The sequence below is a fragment of the Prescottella soli genome (assembly GCF_040024445.1).
Lineage (GTDB): Bacteria > Actinomycetota > Actinomycetes > Mycobacteriales > Mycobacteriaceae > Prescottella > Prescottella soli.
In genome coordinates, this window is the sequence record NZ_CP157276.1 from 2192026 (window position 1) to 2211923 (window position 19898).

A 19898-nucleotide genomic window follows, 5' to 3' on the forward strand; every position below is an offset into this window, starting at 1 on the left:
CACCTCTCCCCCCCAGACCACGAAGGAAGAGCGGCATCCGCTGCCGCCTGCGGAGGGGTTTCAGGCAATGCGCGTGGCATCGCCGGCTACGCGAAGGAAAGGGCTACAACGACATCGGCAAAGAAGCGACCGCGGCCCCCTGGACCGAAGAGGTCCAGAGGGCCGCGGAACGAGATGGACGTCAGCTCGCTGAGGATTCACCCAGCTTCAGCACGCGCCGAATCAGCTGCCACAGCTCGAGACGAGCCGGACCCGTGAGCGAGAGCTTGGGGAAGGTGAGAAACCCGTGGAACAGGCCGTCGAAGCGATGCGCGATCACGGGTACGCCGTCGGCCGCGAGACGCTCGGCGTACTGGTCGCCGGCCGTGCAGGGCGGGTCCAGCTCGGCCGTGACGACGAGCGCCGGGGGGAGCCCCGCCAGCGATGCGGCTCGGGTGGGGACAACGAACTCGCTAGTCCTGTCACCGGGCGCGTACTGCTCCCAGTACCAGCGCATCGCCTTCGTCGTGTTGTAGTAACCCACGCCGTACTGCTGGTACGACTCGGTCGTGAAGTCGTCGTCGATGACCGGATAGATGAGGATCTGGGCTGCGATGCGCGGAGCACCTCGCTCCCGCGCCGCCAGCGACACCGTCGCCGCGAGATTCCCGCCGGCGCTGTCGCCGGCGACCGCGATACGACCCGGGTCCCCGCCGTACTCACCGACATTCTCTGCGGTCCACAGCAGCGCTGCGTAGACATCCTCCATCGCTGCGGGCGCGCTGTGCTCCGGCGCGAGCCGGTAGTCGACCGAGACGACCACCGAATCCACCGCGTCCGCCATCGAACGACAGAGCTCGTCGTGGGAATCCAGGCCGCAGAAGACGAATCCGCCACCGTGGGCGAACACGATCACCGGTAGCGGATCGTTTGCCTCGGTGTGGGGGACATACACGCGCAACGGCAAGTCTCCGCCCGGACCGTCGATGACGACGTCGCGCGCGACCTGCATGTCGGGCGTGCGGGTAAGCGGCGCTCGACGCGAGGCGATGATTTCACGAAGCTCGTGAGCCGAGTACTTCGTGACGTCCGGGAAGCTGGACTCGAGCACGTCCAGCATGGCTTCCACCTCAGGATGCAAATCGGCTCGGCGGACCTCTCCCAAGTGACTTTTCCTCTCTTGCGTTCGGCATCTCGAATCCGGAAGGCAAACAGGCCGCCGTCCTGGAGGGAACAGGCGCCTCTCTCGGGTCCGATCACCCAGGTTCACAGCACCTGCTCACCGCTACAAGACCGGTGTCCCGGCGAATGGGAAGGTTCGCTGCGCAGCGCTCGCCCGGAAGCCTCGAGAATCTCCCAAACCGTCCCCGGGAATAGAACTAGTTCCTACTATCTGCGGGTATCGGACGCACGATGGGAGACGTGATGACTTCGGATACCAACTCCGGAGCGTTTGCGGGCAGATCGATCCTGGTGACGGGCGGCGGCAGTGGCATCGGTCTCGGCATCGCGTGGGCCCTCGTCGCCGACATGCTCGAGCAGGTCTACGGCGCCGACGGTCTGCGCGGGGTGGTGTCGCGGTGAGCTCGCACCTGGTGCTCGGCAAGCAGGTCGACATGCCGGTCGAGGTCCGGGCGGCGTCGGCGTTCATGGCCATGCACTCCGTCCCTACGAAGGCTGCCCAGCGGCTCATCAGCCACACCGGGCTCGAGATCCTGCAGTACCGGCCCGGCCGCGGACTGTGCGGGCTGGTCTTCGTCGACTACGTCGACGGCGATCTCGGGCCGTACAACGAATTCGGCGTCACGTTCATGGTCCGCAACCACCGACGGCGTGGACGGACGTCAGTGCTCGGCGACCTGCGGTCGCTGGCCGGCGGCAGCGCGGGAGCACTGATCCATCAACTCCCGGTCGACGGCGAGTTCACCCTGGCCGCCGGGCGCGGCATCTGGGGCTTCCCGAAGATCCTGGCCGACTTCGAGGCCGACCACGTCAGCCCGGTCCGACGCGGCGCGGTCAGCCAGGACGGCCGACTCATCGCTGAACTGACCGTCAAGCAGGGCATCCACACCCCCGGCGGCGGCGCCAACGCCTCCGTGGAGGCGTACTCGCACCTCGACGGCGTCACCCGTCACACCGCGTGGGACATGAATCCGACCGGGGTCCGCACTCGGATCGGCGGCGCCGAACTGCGACTCGGCAGCCATCCCATCGCCGACGAGCTGCGCTCACTCGGTCTGCCCCGCCGGGCCCTGATGACGACCACGATCCCGGACCTGCGGATGACGTTCGGCGACGCGGCGGTCGTCTGATCGACTCCGGGAATATTCGGCGCGCCACCTCTTGCGAATCCAGACCATCTGGTGTGTGCTGAAGACTTGGACATTTGATCAACTTCGGTTATCCACCTCGCGCAAAGGATTACGTCTTGACGATCAGTCGACGCAGTGTGCTGGCCGGAGCCGCGGCCGCACCGGCGCTCGCAGCCATAGCCAACGCAGCCGGTTCCACCGCTTCAGCTCAGCCCCGCTCCGCCTCCGCCCCCGCCCACCGCACCGCGTCCGAGCAGGGATTCCGGGTCGGCGTCGGCCTCTCGGACATGACCGGGCCCGTCGCCGAGAACGGCATGATGGGGTACTCGCAGTTCGACCAGAGGGCGGAGGGCCTGCATCAGCGGACCCGCGTGCGCGCGTATGTCTTCGCCGACGCCGACGACAACCGCGTCGTGTACACGTGCGCCGACACCTGCATGGTCTTCCAGGCCGTCCACGATGCCGTCCTCGCCCGGCTGGCGGCCAAGTACGGCGACCTGTACACCGAGAAGAACGTGATGCTCACGGCCGTGCACTCGCACGCGGCGTGCGGCGGCGCGTCGCAGGACTACGCGTACAGCCTCGCGACGCTGGGCTTCCAGCCGCAGGTGTTCGACGCCGAGGTCGACGGCGTGGTCGAGGCCATCAGCGCCGCCCACGACAACCTCGCAGCGGGCACCGTGGCCTACGGACGCAGCGAACTGAAGGATGCCAGCGTCAACCGATCCCGCGTAGCGTTCGACCGGAACCCGCAGCGCGACAAGGACTACTACCCGCTCGGCATCGACACCTCGATGCGGGTGCTCAGGATCAGCCAGGGCGGCGACAACGTCGGCGGCATCGGCTGGTTCCCCACCCACGGCGCGTCACTCACCAACAAGAACCACCTGATCTCCGGTGACAACAAGGGCGCCGCCGCGTACTTCTGGGAGCACGACGTCGCCGGGGTGCGCTACCTCGACGGCAAGCCCGCATTCGTCGCGTGCTTCCCGCAGACCAACACCGGCGACATGTCCCCCAATCTCGACCTGCAGCCGGGTCACGGACCCACGGCCGACGAATTCGAGAACACCCGCATCATCGGCGAACGCCAGGTGGCCGCCGCACGCGAGGCGTTCAAGCAGGCGGCGCCGCTGAAGTCGACGACGATCGACAGCCGAATCATGTACCTGGACATGGCGAATCAGCTGGTCGACGGCAAATACACCTCCGACGGTCAGCCGCGTCGCACCGCACCGGCCTGCATCGGCGCCGGAATGGCCGCGGGCAGCACCGAGGACGGGCCGGCGATCGAGCTCTTCACCGAGGGCATGCACAATCCGATGATCGACGCGCTCGGCGGCGTCGACACCCCGACCCCGCAGTGGCTCGCCGACGCACAGGCTCCCAAGCTCGTACTGGTGCCGGTCGGCCTGCTGCCCCCGGACGGCTGGGTGCCGCACGTGCTCAAGATCCAGATCATCCGCATCGGCGACATCTACGTCGTGGGCGGACCGGCCGAATTCACCATCGTCTCGGGTCTGCGCATCCGGCGCACGGTCGCCGAGGAACTCGGCGTTCCGCTCGAGAACGTCATCTTCCAGGGCTACGCCAACGCCTACTCGAGCTACTGCGCGACGCCCGAGGAGTACGACGCGCAGCAGTACGAGGGCGGCTCCACGCTGTTCGGTCGCAATACTCTTCCCGCCTACCAACAGGGCTTCGCAGCACTCGCGGCCGCGATGAAGGTCGGCGCGGACATCCCCCGTGGACCGGCACCCCGCGACCTGTCCGGCTTCCAGCCCGGGTTCGGGCAGGACTTCCCGTTCGATGCCCCACCGCCAGGTCGCAACTTCGGCGACGTCGTCGTCCAGCCCGCCGACAGCGTCGGCGCGGGCGAGCAGGTGGCGGCCGAGTTCGTCACCGGACACCCCAAGAACGACCTGCACCGCCGCGGAACGTATTTCGAGGTGCAGCGGCGCGACGGCGACCGCTGGGTCCGGCATGCGGACGACGGCGACTGGGCCACCAAGTACCGGTGGCGCCGTGACGGCGTCAACGCGTCGATCGCGCGCATCACGTGGGACGTCCCGGCGGGCACCCCGTCGGGCACCTACCGAGTCCAGCACTTCGGCAACTGGAAGAACCCCGCCGGTGCGGTTTTCCCCCTCACCGGTACATCGGCGGAGTTCACGGTCCGCCGCTAACCGCTGGAGCTGAAGGGTCCCTTCATGCGCTGTCCGCGCGTGAAGGGACCCTTCAGCCGTTCTGGGACTCGAGAATCGTCTTGGCGTTCTCGAGATTGGCGCGCACGTCGCGGGAGTACAGCTTCTGGACGATGGTGTCGCCGAACTTGAACAGCCCGGTACCGCCCTCGGCATCCAGTCGGAACGTCACCCTGGTAGCCCCGTCGCCGTCGGTGTCGAAGTCGATTTCACGCTCGTACCCGATCCGCGATTCCTTGGATTCGTAGCCTACCCGCTTGTTCTTCTCGTACGCGGTGACCTCCTCGGTCGCATGAAGACGCAGACCGGCGACCTTCGTGGTCACCGATGCCAGGGATCCGACTTCCTCCGGCGATCCCGACACCATCTTGTACTCGTCGATACTGCTTCCCCAATCGGAAACGTTTTCGGGATCGGTGAAGTAGGCGAACACCTCGCCGACCGGACTGTTGATGACGATGGACTCGTTCGTCTTGATTGTCTTGGCCATGGATCTCACATCCTCAGCTGAATCGTCGCGACGGTGCCACACGACTCCCGTTCCACCACAGCCGGATACGGGATCGAAGAGAAAAGAGGGCACCAACCCGGCACTCGGACAACCGATTCGGCCGCACGCCCGATGCGCGCTGCAAAGCCGCAGGACCCGACACGTGCCACTCATTAGCGTAGCCCGGCCGCGCCCACAACTGAAGACTCGAGCCGATGCCCAAAGAGTTGAAGGGTCCCTTCACACGCCGGCAGCGCATGAAGGGACCCTCCGTGCCTTCGGTGAATCAGCTCAGTGCGAGACCGCCACCTCGGCGCCGATCCCGGTCTCCGCGCGGACCAACATCTCCGCGAACTTCTCCTCGGAGTCCTCCCGTACCTCGATCCGCCGCTCCCCCAGCAGCGAACCGACGACACAGGCCACGAGGCCGAGGGGCAAGGTGATGATCACCGGCAGCTGGATGTGCAGCGGCGCCGGGCCACTTCCCATCCACAGCGCTTCGGTGAACATCAAACTCACGATCGTCGACACCAGTCCGACGACGATGCCCCACACCGCACCGGTGCTGTTGAACCGTCGCCAGTTCAGGCTCAACAGCAGGCTCGGCAGGTGGGCACTGGCCGCGACCATGAACGCCATGCCCATGAAGTACGTGATGTTGGTGCTGTCGCCAATTGCCATGGTCAGCAGGATCGCGATCACGCTGAACCCGACTGCGCCGAATCGCGCGACCTTCGCCTCCTGCACGTCGTCGACGGCGGTATCCGCGGCGACATCCGCGTTGTGTCCACGGTCGCGGCGGATCAGTGTCGGCCACACGTCGTGTGCGAAGGTACCGGCGGCCGAGATGACCACACCGGCGACCACTGCCACGATGCTGGCGAACGCCACGGCGGAGACCAGGGCCAACGCGATGGAACCACCGACTGTTCCGATGCCTCCACCGAGTTCGGTCACCAGCACCGGTGCGGTGAGATTGCCTCCGGCACCGACACGTTCGGCGCCACCGTCACCGAGTAGAGCGGCGGCTCCGAACCCCATCAGCACGACGATGAGGTAGAAGCCACTGCACAGCGCGACGGTCCACCCCAGAGAGCGTCGAGCCGTGGCAGCCTCGGGCACGGTGAAGAATCGAATCAGGATGTGCGCCATGCCGGCCGTGCCGAGCGCGAAGGTGAGGCCGTACGAGATGAGGTTGACAGCGCCACCCGACGCGAAGATCAGCCCGGGCGACAGGACCGCGTCGCCTGCAACCGCGTGCTCGGTGGCGTTCGACAACACCTTCGGGAAGCTGAAGCCGAACTTCGACAGGATGCCCAGTCCTACGATCAGTGCCAGCACCGACAGGATCGACGACTTGATCACCTGCACCCATGTGGTGGCGAGCATGCCTCCGACGAAAACATAAATGCCCATGAGACTTCCGGCGACAATTACCGACAGCCAGAACGGAATCCCCGATACGGACTCGAGCAGCACGCCGGCCGCCACGAGCTGTGCCAGCAGGACGAACATGCCTGTCGCGATGGTGCTGAACGCGACGACCACCCGCACCCGCCGTGCTTGGGTGCGGAACACCAGCACGTCGGCGAGCGTGTACTTGCCGACGTTGCGCATCTTCTCCGCGAGCAGGAACAGCACGGGCAGGAACGAGACGACCGACGCGCACAGGATCACCGTCCCGTCGACACCCTTGTAGAAGATCAGGCCAGTTGTTCCGAGAAAGCTTCCAGCAGAGATGAACTCGCCGGCGATCGCGAAACCGTTCTGCCAGCCTGTGATCGAGCGTCCTGCGGCAAAGAAGCCGTCTGCGCTGCGGCTGCGACGTGAGGCCGCGAAGGTTACCCACAGCGTCAGGGAGATCACCGCCGCGCAGATGGCGATGGCGAGGAAGTCGGGTTCGCCGGTCATGCCACGTGCTCCTGTCGGTAGTTGTCGATGGCCGTGAGCGCTGCGTCGGCCGCGGGCTGGATGTAGGTACGGGTGAGACGGAAGTACAGGTACACCAGCACCCATGTTCCGGCGAACTGCGAGAACATCAGCCACAGAGACAGCGGGACGCCCGCCACCGAGGTGCCGCCGAGCTGGTCAGGGAAGTACGCGAATCCCAGCAGGAAGACTGCGAGAAGCACGATCGCAGCGGTACCGAGACTGTTGGTCACCACCCGCCGGCGCCGGCGGAGTTCGATGAATTCGGCGACGGTGAGCATGTCCGACCACCGCACGTGCGTGGCCGAGCCCGGACGGTCCCCATGGACCGGCGCGCTCACGGGTTGACCGCCGCACGCCGCGCAGTGTCCAGCGCGAACAGGTTCTCGTCCCAACCGTCGGCGAGGGGGCCGAAGAAGTGGAAACGGACCTGCTTGACGCGATAGAGCCAGCGGCCTTCGATCCTGACCACGTGATCCTCATATCGACCGGCCGCGATCGACGGTGCACCGTCGGTGACGCACGGCTGCCACAGGAACGACCGGACGGTGGCGCGGTCGCCGTCGAGTTCGATCTCCATGTTGGTGATGAAGTGCCAGAACGACGTGAGACCCCCCTCTGCCAGCCCGGCGAAGAACTCCCGCATGGCGGCGCGACCCTTCGGGTGTGAGAGTCCGTCGAACTCTCCGTCCTCGGTGAACAAGGCCATCAGTTCGTCCCAGTTGCCGTCGTCCAGGTAGCGGCAGTACCGGGCGTCGAGTTGGCGGATGGCTTCGATGTCCTCCAATCGGCGGATCCGGTCTTCGAGTCGGTCTTCGGAAGTGCTCATGGGGTAAGGCTCCTCGTGAGGGGTACGAGCAGTGAATGCGGGGAAGATTCGACGACACATTGGTTAACGTGCGTTCATGTGATGCAGACCATAAGACCCTCGCCCCGATTTGGTCAAGGCCGCCGGGTGCGTCCTTGATCAGCAGGGCTGCGTCGCTCTACCCTCCGAGACATGAACACTCGATCGGGCGCGAAGGCACTGACCAGGACGCGAGGAGCGGCAAACGAGGGTGTACGCGAACGCATCCTCGAGACCGCGCTCGACGAGTTCTATGCGGCCGGTTTCCACGGTGCAACGATGCGGAACATCGCGACCAACGCGGGCTGCAGCGCCGCCAACGTCTACAACCACTTCGAGAACAAGGCTGAACTGCTGGTCGAGATCCTGCGGGCCGCGAGCGACGAGCAGTTCACCGCCACGCGCAATGCGCTGCGCAAAGCCGGTTCCGGGCCGGCTGACCAGTGGCGTGCGGCGGTGACCGCCCACGCGCTCTACACCGCCCGCAACCAGAAGTCCTGCCTCGTCGCGAACACCGAGCTGCGCTACCTCGAGGAGCTCGACCGCAAACGCGTGGTCGGATCCCGGGACGCGCAGGAACACCTGTTCGTCACGATCGCCGAGGAAGGCATCGCGCAGGGCATCTTCGAAGTTCCACACGTTCACCAGGCAGTCACCGCCGTCTTGACGATGTGCGCGGGAATCGCACTGTGGTTCCGTCCAGAGGGTGCACTGTCGGCCCAGGAAGTCGCTGACACACACGGCGTTTACGCCCTCAACCTGGTCGGATACCGACCCCGCTGAGGGAGGGCACACTCCCCCTGCCACGCCTGACACCGGATCCGTTGACGCGCCGCGCGATTGCATGCTCTACTTGGTTAACAAGCGTTAATCTTTACTAGGGAGAGCGCATGACTCACCGACCTTCACAGCCGCGTGTCGATTCCCCGCGGTACCTCACCGAAGAACGCCTCGCTATCCGGGACCTGGCGCGCGAGTTCGCCATGAAGCAGGTACTGCCGGTCGCCAACGAGCTCGACCCGGTACAGGGCACGATCCCCGACTCACTGAAGCAGGCAATGGCCGACATCGGCTTCTTCGGAATCATGATCCCCGAGGAGCATGGCGGCCTGGGCCTGGGCGTGTTCGAGTACTGCCTGGTCGCCGAGGAACTTTCGCGCGCCTGGATGAGCGTGTCGGGCCTGCTCGCCCGCGGCAATGGAATGGGCGGTGGCTTCACCGCCGAGCAGGAGGCGGCGCTGCTACCAAGGGTCGCCCGCGGCGAGTACCTCGGCGCGTACGCATTGTCCGAGGCCGAGGCCGGATCAGACGTCGCGAACATCTCGTGCCGCGCGGTTCGCGACGGTGACGAGTGGGTCGTGAACGGCACCAAGATGTGGTGTACGTACGCCGACGACGCCGACTACCTCGTGCTGTTCGCCCGCACGGATCCGAACAAGGATCCCGCCAAGCCGCACCGCGGCATCAGCGCCTTCCTGATCGAGAAGGAGCGCGGCTCGTTCCCCGACGGCATTTCGGGGAACAAAGTCCGGAAGATCGGCTACTTCGGCTGGAGCACATGGGAGTTGGCATTCGACAACTTCCGGGTTCCGGCCGACAAGATGCTCGGCGAGGAAGGCAAGGGCTTCTACCTCGCCGTCAGCGGTCTCGAGGTGGGCCGCGCGCACACCGCGGCTCGCGCGATCGGACTGGCCCGGGCCGCCCTCGAGGACTCGATCGAGTACGTCCACACCCGGCGCCAGTTCGGCAAGCCGATCGGCGACTTCCAGCATCTGCGGTTCAAGATCGCCAAGATGGCCGCCGACATCGAGGCGGCCCGCCAGCTGATGTACTCCGTCGCCACCGACATCGACACCGGCCGCCGCTGCTCGCTCGAGGCGTCGATGGCCAAGCTCGTCGCCACCGAGATGGCCGAACAGGTCACCAGCGAGGCCGTGCAGATCCACGGCGGCGCCGGCTACACCACCGACTTCCAGGTCGAGCGGCACTGGCGTGACGCTCGCCTGACGAAGATCTTCGAAGGCACCAGCGAGATCCAGATGCGGATCATCTCCGACGAGCTGCTCGGTCGGGCCACGTCATGAGCGTCGGCACAACCTCACGCCCCACGCTCCGCGTCGGTGAGCGGACGCAGAGCCGGCACGCCCGGGTCAACGCGCTACTCGCCGAGTCCGGCATTGCACTGCCCGCAGGCACTTCGCTCCTGGGTCCGACGGTCGCCGAACTACTGACGCCGCTTCCCGGGACCGCGTCGGCGGTGCGCGAGTGCCTGTCGTGGCGCACACACGATCCCGTCGATCCCGACGACAGCGTCCGCACCGAGTCCGTGATCACCCGGGTGGTGGCAGAAGGCGACACGACGTTGGTGACACGTCGGGTTATCCTGCGGGACAACGCGAACACGTTGCGCGAAGATGCCGTGGAGACGTGGCGGGTTCGCGATGGTGGCACCGCGCCCGCCGTGCCCGCCACCGACTTCTGTGCCGAACGATGGGGTGTGCTCGTGCGCGACTCCCTCGCGGCAGACCCCGACTTCGCGTCGTCACTCGCGACGTGGGACGGGACGATCGGACTGCGCTGCGACGACCGTGAGATCCACCTGCGCGTCTACCGCGGCAGGATCATCGATGTCACCCGGCGGACCCCCGGCGGCGCGACGTTCACTTTCATCGCGCCCGGGCACACCTGGGTGGACCTGATGCTCGGTGAGCGCAACGACTTCATGCGCCGCGCCATCACAGGCGAATTCTCCTCCGCTGGAGATGGATACGAGTATCTGCGGCTGACCAAGCCACTCAACATCGTCATCGCGCACGCTCGCGCGATCGCTCAGGAGGCACAGTCGTGATCGAAGCCCGCTACCTGACGATCGACTCTGCGCTGAGCTTCGTCGAGATCGTTCATCCGACAGTCCGGACCGACGCGGCCGACGCTGATACGCGGACTGTGCTGTGTATACACACGGCCGGCCAGAGCGGCGTGCAGTGGCGCCACGTCGCTTCCACGCTCGCGGACAAGGGATACCGGGTGATCGTGCCCGACCTGCCCGGCCATGGCCGATCCGAGCCTGCAGTCAAGGGCCCGGTCGTCGACCTCACGGTGTACGGCGACTGGCTGTCGAAACTGCTCGACGCCCTCGACGTCGAGCGTCCGTACGTGATCGGCTGCTCGATCGGCGGCAAGCTGACACTCGAACTCGCCACGCGACCGGAGCGCCCGCTGGCTGGTGCCATCGCGATGGCCGCCGAAGCCGGACCGGGCCGGGTGAACGTGGCCGGCCTGCGACGCGAACTCGAGGACGTCGCCGGGCCGTCCCGCGGCGAACGCACGTACCTCGGCACCCTGGCGTCGGTGGGCGACACCGTTTCCGCCGAGAGGGCCCAGCTGATCGCCACCATGCACCGTCGCGAGGATCCGGTGATCTCGTCGTCCGATCTCATCGGCTGGGGTGACCACGACGTCCGGGACCGTCTGTGCCTGACGACCTGCCCGGTGCACATGGTTGCGGGAGAGCAGGATCCGTGGATCGCGCCCGACACGGTCAAGGTCGACGCGGCCCGCATCCGCGGCGCTCGTTTCACGCTGTTGACCGGAATCGGCCACTATCCGATGGAGGAGGTCGAGGACTTCGCCGACGTCGCTGCCGGGTGGCTGGACGAACTGGCTTCGGTCGAACGAGTGGAGGCCGCCTCATGACCGGTGCGACTCTCGCGTCGTTCCTCGACGAGTTCGTCGCCGCGGCCCCGGAGGCGACCGCGGGGATCGACGTGATCGGCACGGACACCGTCACCATCACCCGGACCCGGCTGCGGGACCGTGTCCGACTCCTCGAGGCCGAACTGGCAGAGGTCGGACTCCGGCGCGGGCAGTGCGTCGCGGTGTTCCTGCCGAACTGGTCCGACACCGTGGCCTGGCAGTTCGCGGCGTCGGCGCTCGGAGCCCATGTCATCGGCATCAATACCCGCTACAACATCGGCGAGGTCGAGCACGTCCTCCGCGCCGCGCGGCCCGCCGTGGTGGCGGTTGCCGAGGACTTCCACGGTCTCGACCTGTTCGGCATGCTCGGCGAGGCTATGTCGGCCACCGACGGCGACGTCGATCCCCCGGCCGTCGCGGTGGTGCGGGCACCCGGTGACCCGCTCCCGTCGGCCACCGATTTCGACTCCGCGGCATTCGATCTCGGCTCCGGCTCATGGCATGCCGGTAGCGGCGACACGCGCGGGGCGTCAGCGCCTCGCACGCCCGCGACCGCGACTGCGACCGCGGCAGGTGCCCTCGGGGACCCCGGCGATCCGTTGGCTGTCGCCTTCACCACCTCGGGCTCGACGGGAACCCCGAAGCTGGCCGCCCACCGGGAGTCCGCGGTGGTGGGGCATGCCCGGGCCGACGCTGCCGGGATGGGCATCGTGCCCGGCGACGTGACGCTGTGCGTGCTGCCGCTGTCCGGAGTGTTCGGCTTCAACACCGCGATGGCGACCCTCGCGGGCGGCGGCGCGGTCCTCATGATTCCGGTGTTCGACCCCGTCGTGACCCTGCGCGTCATGGAGTCGGAACGGGTGTCGCACGTCGTCGGCGGCGACGATCTCTACGGCAGGCTTCACGACACATGGCGGGAGGTCCGCGGGGATCTGTCGTCGCTGAAGTGGCTCGGTATCGCGGACTTCCTCGGGCGCTCGCACGAGATCGCGCGCTGGGCACGGGACGAGTTCGACGCCCTCACCACGGGCGTGTTCGGGTCGTCGGAGGTGTTCGCGCTCATGCTCTTCTGGAGTTCCGACGATTCGGAATCGGTGCGGTGGAACGGCGGCGGCCGACCCGTGAGCGCCGAGATCTCGGTGCGCATCGCCGACCCCTACGATGACTCCGCAATGCCGGATGGCGACCAGGGCGAACTCCAGGTCCGCGGACCGAACGTCGCGGACGCATATCTGGGCAATCCCGAGGCGGCAGCGCAAGCGTTCACGGCGGACGGATGGTTCCGCAGCGGCGACCTCGCGGTCGCGACCGGAGACGGTGGGTTCACCTACGTGTGCCGCGCCGGCGATGCCCTGCGGTTGCGCGGATTCCTCGTCGACCCCGCCGAGATCGAGACCCGCCTCGCGGCACACACCGGAGTGCAGACCGCGAAGGTCGTCGGGATCACCGGGCCCGGCGGCTACACCCAGGCAGTCGGGTTCGTCGTCCCCGTCGCGAATGCGGCGGTCACGGCAGCCGGCCTCAGGCAGTGGTGTGCGGACACATTGGCGGCATTCAAGGTGCCGTCGGCCGTACACGTCATCGAGAAGATGCCCACCACCGTAGGCGGAAACGGCACCAAGATCCGAGCCGTCGAACTGCGCGAGTGGGCGCAGCAGTGGACCGATCGTGAAAGGGATTTCCGCAGTGAGTAACTCACCGTCAGCAACCGATATCGTCGTCTGTGAGCCCCTGCGAACCCCCGTTGGGCGGTATGGCGGGGTCTTCCGCGACGTTCCCGCCGCCGACCTCGGTGCCCGGGTGATCTCGGAGCTGGTGCGACGCACAGGGATTGCCCCCGAGTCGATCGACGACGTCATCTTCGGCCAGTGTTACCCCAACGGCGAGGCCCCTGCGATCGGCCGGGTGGCCGCGCTCGACGCCGGGCTGCCCGTCACCGTGCCTGGCCAACAGTTGGACCGACGCTGTGGCTCAGGTCTGCAGGCGGTACTCGACGCGGCCATGCGCGTCCAGACTGGTGTCGCCGAGCTGATCATCGCGGGCGGCGTCGAATCCATGAGCCGCGCCGAGTACTACACCGAGTCGATGCGCTGGGGAGCGAAGGGCGCCCCAGCGGCTCTGCACGACCGTCTGGCCCGCGGGCGCGTCACGGCCGGCGGCCGGAACCATCCGGTTCCCGGGGGCATGCTCGAGACCGCCGAGAACCTACGTCGCACCTACGGCATCGGCCGGCAGGAGCAGGACGAGCTCGCCGTGACGTCCCATCAACGCGCGGTCGCGGCAATCGAGTCGGGGGTGTTCGCGGAGGAGATCGTGCCCGTCGACGTCCCGGTCAAGGGCGGCGGCACCATCACCGTCACGCGGGACGAGCACCCCCGCGCCGACACTACCGTCGAATCACTCGCCCGCCTGCGTCCGGTCATGGAGAGGACCGACCCGGAATCGACAGTCACCGCGGGCAACTCCAGCGGCCAGAACGACGGCGCCGCAGCCTGTCTCGTGACGACGCGTGCCACTGCGGAGCGGCTGGGGCTGAATCCACTTGCTCGCCTGGTCACGTGGGCCGTCGCCGGTGTGCAGCCGTCGATCATGGGCATCGGTCCGGTTCCGTCGACGGCGCGTGCACTCGAGCGCGCCGGATTGGACCTGTCCCGAATCGATCTGATCGAACTGAACGAGGCCTTCGCGGCACAGGCCCTCGCGTGCATGCGGGAGTGGAACTTCGGTGCCGCCGATCACGAGCGCACCAACGTCAACGGATCGGGCATCTCACTGGGTCACCCGGTCGGTGCCACCGGCGTGCGAATCCTCACCACACTGTTGCGTGAGATGCAGCGCCGCGATGCGCGCTACGGCCTCGAGACGATGTGCATCGGCGGCGGGCAGGGACTGACGGCGATCTTCGAGAGGGTGTCATGACCGCACGGCCACTGGACGGAGTTCGCGTCGTCGACATGTCGTCGTTCGTCGCCGGACCCACCGCCGGACGCGTCCTCGCCGAGCTCGGCGCCGAGGTGATCCGGGTCGATCCGATCTCCGGCGCCGTCGACGGCGCCCGCTGGCCCGTCACCGACGACGGTGTCAGCCTCTACTGGGCCGGCCTCAACCAGGCGAAGAAGTCGGTGACCGTGGACCTGCGGAGCGAGGCCGGTCGCGGTTTCGTCACCGATCTCGTCGCCGAGGCCGGGATCCTGCTGGAGAACGCAGCTCACGCGCGGTGGCTGGACAACGACGTCCTCGCCCAGCGCTGTCCCGGTCTGATCCACCTGCACATCGAGGGCTACGCCGACGGTGCCCCCGCCGTCGATTACACCGTCAACGCCGAGGTCGGGTTGCCACTCATGACGGGACCGCAGGGTTCCGACACGCCTGTCAATCATGTTCTGCCCGCGTGGGATCTGCTGACCGGGCTGTACGCCGCTCTCGGGCTGGTGACGGCGCTGCGGCGTCGCGAGCAGACCGGTGAGGGCGCGTATCTGCAACTGGCACTGAGTGATGTCGCGCTGTCCGCGGTGGCCAGCATGGGCTGGGTCGCGGAGGCCGACCGTTGCGGCACCGGGCGCCCACGTCAGGGCAACGCCCTGTTCGGTAGCTACGGCGCCGACTTTCCCACCGCCGACGGCCACGCCGTCATGGTTGTGGGTCTGACCTCCGGTCAGTGGCGCGCGCTGATCGACGTCACCGACACCGCCGACATCTTCAGCGCACTCGAACGCCACCGCGGACTCGATCTGAGTGTGGAGGCCGATCGGTACGCGGCCCGGGACGCGATCACTGCAGTCCTGCGCCCCTGGTTCGAATCCCGCACGCTCGAACAGATCACGACCGACTTCGCCGGGACTCGCGTCCTGTGGAGCGCGTACCGCACGCTCGCCGAGGTTGCCGCCGACATCCGCCACGTCGCCGGCGACGTCGTCGTGCAAGAGGTCGACCATCCGGGCATCGGAGCCATGCTGACCTCGCGTTCCCCGCTCCGCTGGTCCGGTGCGTACACCGATGCCGCGCCGGCACCGGTGTCCGGAGCACACACCAGGGAGGTCGCCGCGGCTGCCGGACTGGACGACAGCGCCATCGACGCCCTCGTCGCCGCGGGCGTTCTCGGGAAGCCGGAGACGACATGAGCAACCCCACGACACCCGTCCGACGCCGATGCGCCCTGGTCGCCCCGGGCTCGGACGAACGCAAGATCGCCAAGGCCCTCGAATCGACCGCCGACGAGGTGGTGCTCGACCTGGAAGACGCCGTCACGACCGCACGTAAGGACGAGGCGCGTGCCCTCGTGTGCCGGATCATCAGGGAGCATCGGCCCGATCGAACGGTCACCATCCGCGTCAACGGTCTCGGCACTGCGTGGGCGCTGGACGACCTCAGGGCTGTCGGTGCGCTCGACGGCGTCGGAATCGTGCTGCCGAAGGTCGACACCGCCGACGACCTGATCACCGCCGACCGACTGCTCACCGAACTCGACTCGACGGCCCGACTCCAGGCACTGATCGAGACTCCGCAGGGAATTCGCTCGATCGACGCGATCTGCAGCGCCACTGACCGACTCGAGACCGTCGTGATCGGATACGCCGACCTGGGAGCCGCCCTCGGTCGAGGTGACGGGTACGCGCCCGAACGTTGGCTCCACGTCCAGGATCGTGTCCTGATCGCCGCCCGCGCCGCCGGTATCCAGGCCATCGACGGACCGCACCTGTCCATAGCCGACGACGCCGGCTTCCGGGCGGCCGCGCAGTGGACCCGCGATCTCGGATTCGACGGAAAGTGGGTCATCCACCCCGGACAGGTCGAAGCGACTACCGAGATCTTCACGCCCACACGGGATTCCGTCGAACGCGCCCGCCGCGCGCTCGATGCAATGGTCAAGGCCGAGACCACCGGGGCCGGGGCCGCGCAACTCGACGGGCAGATGCTCGACGAGGCCGTCGCCGTGGCCGCTCGACGCGTACTGGCACAGATCGGAGGCTGACGACATGACCGGACCACGCTTCGTCGGGGGACCCTACTTCGACGAGTTGACCGTCGGCACGGTGTTCGACACCTCGCCCGGCGTCACCCTCACCGACGGACTCTCCGCCACGCATCAGGCCATTCTCGGCGACCGGATCCGACTTGCTCTCGACGCCCACCTGTCGCGGGCGGTCACCGGAGCCCCGACCGCGGTCGCGAACCCGGGCCTGGTGTGCGACATCGCAATCGGGCAGTCGACGCTGGCCACGCACCACGTGAAGGCCAACCTCTTCTACCGAGGGCTCCGCTTCCACCGGTTCCCGCACCTGGCCGACACCCTGTACACACGCACGGAAGTGGTCGGTCTACGCGAGAACTCAGCGCGTCCAGGTCGCCGGCCCACCGGTCTCGCAGCGCTCCGGATGACGACGACCGACCAGGAAGGGCGGACCGTCCTCGACTTCTATCGGTGCGCGATGTTGCCGCTGAGCGACGCTCCCGACCCGGCACGTGTCGTTCACGCGGACGACCTGTCGTCGATCGGGCCGTCCGACGCTCCCGCGTGGTCGGTCCCGAAGGGCTGGGACCTGACCGCCTATCGGGAAAGAGTCGCCGGTCAGCACTTCTCCCCCGACCTCGTGGGCACGGAGTTCGCCGGCAGCGGTGATGTCGTCACCAGTGCGCCCGAACTGGCGCGGCTGAGCCTGAACATCGCCGCCGTCCACCATGACGAGCGAATTGCCGGATGCCGTCTGGTGTACGGCGGGCACACGATCGGAATCGCACTCGCGCAGGCGACTCGGGCCCTTCCGAACCTGGTGACCGTACTCGGTTGGCGGTCATGCGATCACACCGGACCGGTGCAGGAAGGCGACACCCTCACGAGCACGCTGCGGGTTGTGCACGCCGACCCTGTCGGTGACGCGTGGGCTGTGCAATTGCGCTCCGTGGTGCACGCTCACGGCATGGCGGGGGCCGACCGCCCGGTACTGGATTGGGAGTTCACCGCACTGATGACCTGAATCGTTCCCCACAACAGATGAAGGGTCCCTTCATACGCTGGTAGCGCATGAAGGGACCCTTCAGCCTTCCCCTCCCCCGGGGCAGGTCTTCTACAGCCAGGTGTCCTCGCTGGCCGTGGTGAGGAACGCTTCGAGGTCGTCCCGCCACTTCGCCGGCACGGTCTTGTCCGGCTCGATGCCGGTGTACTGGCCGCGGTAGAACAGCAGTGGCCGCTCGGTCTTGATCTCACTCATCGAGCGGACCCGGCCGAACACCACGAAGTGGTCGCCGCCGTCGTGCACGGTCTCCACCGTGCAATCCATGTGCGCGAGCGAGCCGTCGAGGATCGGAGATCCCAACGGCGAAGGCGTCCAGTCGATTCCGGCGAACTTGTCGGGCTCGCGAGAACCGAACCGCGCACACGTGTCCTGCTGCTCCTCGGCGAGGACGTTGACGCAGAACCGGCCCGACCGCTCGATCGACGCCCACGACCGGGATGCCTTCGTGGGGCAGAACAGCACGAGCGGCGGCTCGAGCGACAGTGCCGCGAAGGACTGGCACGCGAACCCCACCGGGGCGCCGTCGTCGACCGTCGTGATGATCGTGACGCCGGTGCAGAACTGTCCGAGGACGTTACGGAACTGGCGCGGATCGATCTCCGTGCCGGTTCCCACGCTGGACGCGTCGGGCGCGGACACTACTTGAACCCCACCGTGAAGTCGTGTCCCCACAAGCTCACAGCGGTGCTCTCCTTCGCGATCCACTTCTCGTCCTCGACCTCGAGACCCTCACAACCGAATTCGACGTCGAATCCGCCCGGAGTCTTCATGTAGAACGACAGCATCAGGTCGTTGACGTGGCGGCCCAGCGTCGCCGACATCTTCACGTTCTTGCGGAGCGCGCGGTCGAGGCACAGTCCGACGTCGTCGGAGTTCTCGACCTCGACCATCAGGTGCACGATCCCCGACGGGTTCGGCAGCGGCGCGAACGCGAGGCTGTGGTGACGCGGGTTGCAGCCGAGGAAACGCAGCCACGCCGGGTCACCGTCCGCCGGACGCCCGACGACCTGCGGAGGCAGGCGCATCGAGTCGCGCAGCTTGAACCCGAGCACGTCGCGGTAGAACTCGAGATCCGCCTCGTCGTCCTTGGTCGCGAGCACCACGTGCCCGAGACCCTGCTCGCCGGTGACGAACTTGTGCCCGTACGGGCTCACGATGCGGCGGTGCTGCAGGGCGACGGTGTGGAAGATCTCCAGGCGGGAACCGGAGGCGTCGCGGCACTTGATGAACTCGACGACGTTACGCTCGGCCGCCTCCTCCTTGGTGCCCTCCTCGAACTCCCAGTCCGCCTTGGCCAGACGCTCGCGGATCTCCTGCAGGCCTTCGGCGTTCGCGCACTCCCAGCCGGTGGCGTAGAGACCGTCGCGCTCACCGGGGACGATCACGAGGCGCGCCGGATAGTCGTCCATGCGCAGGTACAGGTTGTCGGGGTTCGCGCCCTTGCCCTCGATCATGCCGAGAACCTTGAGCCCGTACTCGCGCCAGGCGGCCATGTCGGTCGCCTCGATACGCAGGTAGGCCAGTGAACGGATACTCATCGCTTTCCTCCATCGAGCAGGAAGTCGCTTGCGAGCCGGTTGAACTCGTCGAACTTCTCGAGCTGTGCCCAGTGTCCGCAGCCGCCGAACACGTGCAGCTGCACCCGCGGAATCATCTTGAGCGCCACCAGCGCACCGTCGATCGGGTTGACCCGGTCCTCGCGGCCCCAGATCAGCAGCACCGGCTGGCGCAGCTTGTAGGCGTCGCGCCACAGCATGCCCAGCTCGAACTCGGAGCTCGAGAACGACTTGCCCATCGCCTTCGCCGCCGCGAGCGACTCCGGGGTGCTGGCCGCAGCGAAGCGCTCGTCGATCAACTGGTCGGTGATGAGCTTCTGGTCGAACACCATGATGCGCAGGAACGCCTCGAGGTTCTCACGCGTCGGCTGGTAGCTGAACTTGCCGAGGTTCTTGACACCCTCGGTCGGGTCCGGCGCGAACAGGTTGACGCTCAGCCCGCCCGGCCCCATGAGCACGAGCCGGCCGGCCCGGTCCGGGTAGTCCAGCGCGAACCGCACGGCCGCGCCGCCACCGAGCGAATTGCCCAGCAGGTGAACGCGTTCGGTGATACCGATCGTGTCGAGCAGATCCTTCAGCGCAGACGCACTGTGCCGGAAGTACTGCGGGTGCTCGGTCGGTTTGTCGGACTGGCCGTAGCCGGGCTGGTCGACCGCGATCACGTGGAACTGCTGCGCCAGAACGGGAATGTTCTTCGCGAAGTTCGACCACGACGACGCGCCCGGCCCACCGCCGTGCAGCAGCACGATCGTCGGGCCGTTGCCGACGCCTGCCTCGTGGTAGTGCAGCTTCAGGTCCGGCCGGACCTGCGCGAAGCGTGACGTCGACTCGTACGTCAGCTCAGCGGATTCGGTTGCCGTCATCGAATCTC

The 19898-nt window shown here is 67.2% G+C and carries 20 protein-coding genes; 12 read left to right on the top strand and 8 right to left on the bottom strand.

Annotated features, from left to right (window positions below):
* Positions 1 to 181: 181 nt before the first annotated feature.
* Positions 182 to 1099, bottom strand: coding sequence for an alpha/beta hydrolase (locus tag ABI214_RS10320; RefSeq protein WP_348609745.1), 918 nt, complete (start codon positions 1097 to 1099; stop codon positions 182 to 184).
* Between the two features lie 305 nt (positions 1100 to 1404).
* Between ABI214_RS10320 and ABI214_RS10325 the strand changes: the two genes are divergently transcribed.
* The 3 genes from ABI214_RS10325 (at position 1405) to ABI214_RS10335 (ending at position 4477) form a co-directional block, all read left to right on the top strand.
* Positions 1405 to 1563, top strand: coding sequence for a hypothetical protein (locus ABI214_RS10325; RefSeq protein WP_348609748.1), 159 nt, complete (start codon positions 1405 to 1407; stop codon positions 1561 to 1563).
* Positions 1560 to 2291, top strand: a complete 732-nt coding sequence (locus ABI214_RS10330) for an acetoacetate decarboxylase family protein (protein WP_348609753.1) — start codon at positions 1560 to 1562, stop codon at positions 2289 to 2291. The genes ABI214_RS10325 and ABI214_RS10330 overlap by 4 nt, the downstream gene beginning before the upstream one ends.
* A 116-nt stretch (positions 2292 to 2407) precedes the next feature.
* Complete coding sequence (locus ABI214_RS10335; RefSeq protein ID WP_348609756.1) at positions 2408 to 4477, top strand: neutral/alkaline ceramidase; 2070 nt, start codon at positions 2408 to 2410, stop codon at positions 4475 to 4477.
* A 52-nt stretch (positions 4478 to 4529) separates the two neighbouring features.
* On the opposite strand, the gene ABI214_RS10340 is transcribed toward ABI214_RS10335, so the two are convergent.
* From ABI214_RS10340 to ABI214_RS10355, 4 genes are all read right to left on the bottom strand, one after another.
* Positions 4530 to 4985 (bottom strand): SRPBCC family protein, encoded by a 456-nt coding sequence (locus tag ABI214_RS10340; protein ID WP_348609759.1) that lies wholly within the window; start codon positions 4983 to 4985, stop codon positions 4530 to 4532.
* 291 nt (positions 4986 to 5276) lie between these two features.
* Positions 5277 to 6896, bottom strand: a complete 1620-nt coding sequence (locus tag ABI214_RS10345; protein WP_348609762.1) for a solute symporter family protein — start codon at positions 6894 to 6896, stop codon at positions 5277 to 5279.
* Positions 6893 to 7195: a DUF485 domain-containing protein gene (locus ABI214_RS10350; protein WP_348611471.1), complete on the bottom strand. Its 303-nt coding sequence runs from the start codon at positions 7193 to 7195 to the stop codon at positions 6893 to 6895. The genes ABI214_RS10345 and ABI214_RS10350 overlap by 4 nt, the downstream gene beginning before the upstream one ends.
* Before the next feature lie 56 nt (positions 7196 to 7251).
* Complete coding sequence (locus ABI214_RS10355) at positions 7252 to 7743, bottom strand: nuclear transport factor 2 family protein (RefSeq protein WP_348609765.1); 492 nt, start codon at positions 7741 to 7743, stop codon at positions 7252 to 7254.
* A gap of 171 nt (positions 7744 to 7914) precedes the next feature.
* Here ABI214_RS10355 and ABI214_RS10360 point away from each other — a divergent pair, with 171 nt between their 5' ends.
* The 9 genes from ABI214_RS10360 (at position 7915) to ABI214_RS10400 (ending at position 17432) form a co-directional block, all read left to right on the top strand.
* Positions 7915 to 8544: a TetR/AcrR family transcriptional regulator gene (locus ABI214_RS10360; protein WP_348609768.1), complete on the top strand. Its 630-nt coding sequence runs from the start codon at positions 7915 to 7917 to the stop codon at positions 8542 to 8544.
* Positions 8545 to 8651: 107 nt separating this feature from the next.
* Complete coding sequence (locus tag ABI214_RS10365) at positions 8652 to 9845, top strand: acyl-CoA dehydrogenase family protein (RefSeq protein ID WP_348609771.1); 1194 nt, start codon at positions 8652 to 8654, stop codon at positions 9843 to 9845.
* A complete protein-coding gene (locus ABI214_RS10370) occupies positions 9842 to 10609 on the top strand; it encodes a hypothetical protein (RefSeq protein ID WP_348609774.1) in 768 nt (255 codons plus the stop codon). The genes ABI214_RS10365 and ABI214_RS10370 overlap by 4 nt, the downstream gene beginning before the upstream one ends.
* Positions 10606 to 11457, top strand: coding sequence for an alpha/beta fold hydrolase (locus tag ABI214_RS10375; protein WP_348609779.1), 852 nt, complete (start codon positions 10606 to 10608; stop codon positions 11455 to 11457). Before ABI214_RS10370 ends, ABI214_RS10375 begins: the two co-directional genes overlap by 4 nt.
* On the top strand, positions 11454 to 13151 hold the full coding sequence (locus ABI214_RS10380; protein ID WP_348609783.1) for an AMP-binding protein: 1698 nt from the start codon (positions 11454 to 11456) through the stop codon (positions 13149 to 13151). The genes ABI214_RS10375 and ABI214_RS10380 overlap by 4 nt, the downstream gene beginning before the upstream one ends.
* Positions 13144 to 14376, top strand: coding sequence for an acetyl-CoA C-acetyltransferase (locus tag ABI214_RS10385; RefSeq protein ID WP_408585865.1), 1233 nt, complete (start codon positions 13144 to 13146; stop codon positions 14374 to 14376). The genes ABI214_RS10380 and ABI214_RS10385 overlap by 8 nt, the downstream gene beginning before the upstream one ends.
* Complete coding sequence (locus ABI214_RS10390; protein ID WP_348609787.1) at positions 14373 to 15578, top strand: CoA transferase; 1206 nt, start codon at positions 14373 to 14375, stop codon at positions 15576 to 15578. The genes ABI214_RS10385 and ABI214_RS10390 overlap by 4 nt, the downstream gene beginning before the upstream one ends.
* Positions 15575 to 16429 carry an HpcH/HpaI aldolase/citrate lyase family protein gene (locus tag ABI214_RS10395; protein ID WP_348609792.1) on the top strand — a complete coding sequence of 285 codons (855 nt, stop codon included), beginning with the start codon at positions 15575 to 15577 and terminating at the stop codon, positions 16427 to 16429. The genes ABI214_RS10390 and ABI214_RS10395 overlap by 4 nt, the downstream gene beginning before the upstream one ends.
* A 4-nt stretch (positions 16430 to 16433) precedes the next feature.
* Positions 16434 to 17432 (top strand): MaoC family dehydratase, encoded by a 999-nt coding sequence (locus ABI214_RS10400; RefSeq protein ID WP_348609797.1) that lies wholly within the window; start codon positions 16434 to 16436, stop codon positions 17430 to 17432.
* Positions 17433 to 17522: 90 nt separating this feature from the next.
* Here ABI214_RS10400 and hsaB read toward each other — a convergent pair whose 3' ends face one another.
* Genes hsaB through hsaD form a run of 3 tightly spaced genes read right to left on the bottom strand, consistent with a single transcriptional unit; the run spans position 17523 to position 19890 of the window.
* Positions 17523 to 18110 carry a 3-hydroxy-9,10-secoandrosta-1,3,5(10)-triene-9,17-dione monooxygenase reductase subunit gene (gene hsaB, locus ABI214_RS10405; protein ID WP_348609800.1) on the bottom strand — a complete coding sequence of 196 codons (588 nt, stop codon included), beginning with the start codon at positions 18108 to 18110 and terminating at the stop codon, positions 17523 to 17525.
* A complete protein-coding gene (hsaC, locus tag ABI214_RS10410; protein ID WP_348609803.1) occupies positions 18110 to 19009 on the bottom strand; it encodes an iron-dependent extradiol dioxygenase HsaC in 900 nt (299 codons plus the stop codon). Before hsaC ends, hsaB begins: the two co-directional genes overlap by 1 nt.
* Positions 19006 to 19890, bottom strand: a complete 885-nt coding sequence (gene hsaD / locus ABI214_RS10415) for a 4,5:9,10-diseco-3-hydroxy-5,9,17-trioxoandrosta-1(10),2-diene-4-oate hydrolase (RefSeq protein ID WP_348609806.1) — start codon at positions 19888 to 19890, stop codon at positions 19006 to 19008. Before hsaD ends, hsaC begins: the two co-directional genes overlap by 4 nt.
* Positions 19891 to 19898 lie beyond the last annotated feature (8 nt).